General features: G+C 46.1%; 2 protein-coding genes. Both read right to left on the bottom strand.

Annotated elements, in window-relative coordinates:
* Positions 1-472 (bottom strand): dihydrofolate reductase family protein (locus AC1DUA_RS31050; protein ID WP_477503415.1); only part of this gene is annotated, 472 nt, incomplete at its 3' end.
* A gap of 136 nt (positions 473-608) precedes the next feature.
* Positions 609-3,187 (bottom strand): S-layer homology domain-containing protein (locus tag AC1DUA_RS31045; protein ID WP_477503414.1); only part of this gene is annotated, 2,579 nt, incomplete at its 5' end.

The following is a 3,187-nucleotide window of genomic DNA, read 5'->3' as shown; positions in this document are numbered from 1 at the left end:
GATTTATATCCGTAAATAACGGTTTTCCTTCTCCCAAAATAACAGGGTGCACAGATAATCTAAACTCATCAACAAGTCCTAACTGGATAAAAGTCGTAATAAGACTTGCTCCACCATATAGCCAAATGTCTTTACCAGGCTTACTCTTTAATTTATTTACTTCTTCAAGAATATGATTATTGATAAATATGGCTTTATGATCAGTCCCACTTTGTGTTCTTGAAAACACATATTTCACTTTGCTATGAACTAATGCCCAGATCTCATTTCCGGTCTCATCCTCGTCAGATTCCGGCGTATATTGCCCCCATAAATCATAGCTTTTTCTTCCATACATAATGGTATCGATTTGATTCAAGAAATCAATGAACCCCATTTCCGTGTCCATCACGCACCAATCAACTTCCCCTTTACTCCCCTCAATATAACCATCTAAAGTAACAGCTAAATCTAATATGATTCTACGGCTCATGATTCGGCAACTCCCTTCGTTGATCTACAACCCATTATAGGTCTTAAGTATGCCAACTTGTGTCATAGTCTATGATAGTTAAAGCTAACAACCGCCATCGAGAATCCGAAGGCGGTTGTTTGAAGACTAAGGAAATTTAATTAATAAATTGCAGGAACTGCAGCGCACGCTTCAAAATCACAGCAGCTTGAGCACGAGTAGCAGGCTCCTTCGTAGCGAAGACCTTGTCGGACATTCCTTGAATGAGATCAGCTTTCAAAGCTTGCGCAATGGCTTCCTTCGACCATTCCCCGATCTCCGAACGGTCCGTGAACTTGTTCAATAATGAGTTGTCGGCTTGAATTTCTTTGCCGCCGACATTCATGGCGCGTATGACCATAGCAACCATCTGTTCACGAGTAATCATTGCGTTAGGTTGGAATGTGCTATCCTCATAGCCATTGATCAATCCAGCTTTATAGGCCGAACCTACGGCACCGGCAAACCAATCAGTCGATTGAACGTCTTGAAACGCGTTAACCTTTGTTTCCATTAAGCCAAGTGAACGAACCAGCATAGCTGCAAACTCGGCACGCGTCACGTTAGCTTCAGGCACAAATTGCTGATCGGTCATACCGTTTAGAATCCATTTATTTGCAAGCAGTTCAATGTCTGTTTTGGCCCAATGTCCTTGCAAATCACTGAACGACTTCTCCGATTGGATTACGGTATAAATGCTGTTGTGAGGCGAACGGATTGTTACTTCCGTGGAACCGTCCTTTGTTGTCATGACAGTAGGAACAAAATGAAGCTGCTTGTTCGAATCAACCCATACTGCAGTCAGAGTGGCAGGGTTAACTGTCACTTGGCCCAAGATAATGGTTCGATCGACGTATGTGCCACCGAAATCTGTGATTTCTGAACCGTTAACCGTGATCGTAAATTCGATCGGGTTCGGAATCACTTGCTTCGCATTCAGGTCATTCACCGCAACATTCACATCGTCTCCAGCCTTACCGGTTACTTTCGCTATCGAGACGACGACAGTGGAGTCCTTCTGAATATTTGCAAACAAGGTTACAGGCAATTCATATCGAATCCCGTTCGCTTGAATAACCAATATACTTTGTTTATCCGTCGCACCGAGAATAGCATTGCCTGATAGTTCCACTTTCGTGGCTGAGTCGATGCCTTTCACGTCAATGACGACAAGCGGGTTGGCTAATGCTTTCTCCAACGCTTTAGCATCCACGGCGACTTTGGTAACCGTACTTCCGTCTGCAGCTGTCTCCTTCGTAACTTTGGCGTCCTTTGCTAGATCGATGATGCCTGGAGTCGCATTAGAACCACTAGGCGTTACTGGTGCTGGTACCGAACCCGAAGTAATTGGAGTTTCTGCAGAATCTCTGGATCTATTGTTTGTTCGGAAGCTAGCCACCGGTCCGTAAACGCTTCTAACGCCATCTTTATCTACGGCTTGAATTGTGAAGGTGTAATTGCTCCCCTCCATCAGACCAGTCAGCTTATAGGTGAGGACATCACCGACCGAGACGATTTCGGAATACGTGTTGCCAGTTACAGTGTAAAGCTTATATCCGGCTACACCTCTCACGGCTTGCGCTGAAGTCCATCGCAAAGTTGCTGTTGTTTCGCCAACTTCCGAAACGGTTAGAAGGGATTGTGCTGGCCAAGTGACCGTACCTGAGATAACCGCAACGTTAGCCAGCGCCTTATACACGGAGCCAGTTACTGTTCCTTCAACGGTAAAGTTGCCTGGAGCCGCATATTGCGTTGGATTAATGGCATCCCATGCTACGGGCAGCTTTTGGGTCGAGCTATCGCTGTATACAGCGCTCACAACCGTCGGCAATATTGGCGCAGTCCCTACTTCGGTCACGATGTTCTCTGGTGTAATAGCTACAATGACAGGATTAACATCCGTAGGAACCGTAGGCACTGGGTAGGCTGGAGCCGAATTCATAAGTTTACGGGAATACGGATCCGTTCCCTTCGACCTTACCGAGATAGCAGGAGTGTCGGACAAATTGGTCGGTAACGCATAACTTGTCGYGTCTGCCGGCAATTCGGCGACTACCGCCGTTCCATTATAAACCGTAAAGCCTTCGCTCCGAGCGTTGGAATCCCACTTTAGAACCGCAGCCGAACCGCTGGTCCCTATTTTCAGATTCTGCGGTGGTGTCGGTGCGTTGAAGACTTGAACTTGTGTAAGCCGTGGAGGGCCCGTTAAATCTGTGCCTGCGTTACCACCAGATGCATTCTCTACCATTATTTTGATATATCTGGAATGGTAGGTCTTGCCAAGATTCAAGGCATAGGAGGCATCTACGGTGTCATCTCCGCCGTTAAGGTTGCCTGTTGCATAGGTATAACCTTCATCCGTTGTGAGATCAACTTGTTTGAAGGTCATGGCGTCCCATTCAGCAGCCGAAGAATGATCACTGAAATCATCGGATACAGAAATTGTAGCGCCTTTCAACCTGTTGGACTTGGCAAGCAGCCTGATTTGGCTGAAATCCATTGCCTGGCCAAGATCAATAACAAAACTACCCTTTCTAGCTCCATCCGTGCCCAACCAAGAGTAATTTCCGATTTGGTCCAAGTTGGTAACATTATTTACATTCCAAATCATCGGATCTTCCAGAACGCCACTTGTCAGTTTTTTTGCATTCCCATAGACATTTGCGTTAGCGGATGCTAGCTGGAGCGGGTTAGCAC

The sequence above is a fragment of the Paenibacillus sp. 01T422 genome (assembly GCF_056398785.1).
This window is presented reverse-complemented; position numbering and strand designations above follow the sequence as displayed.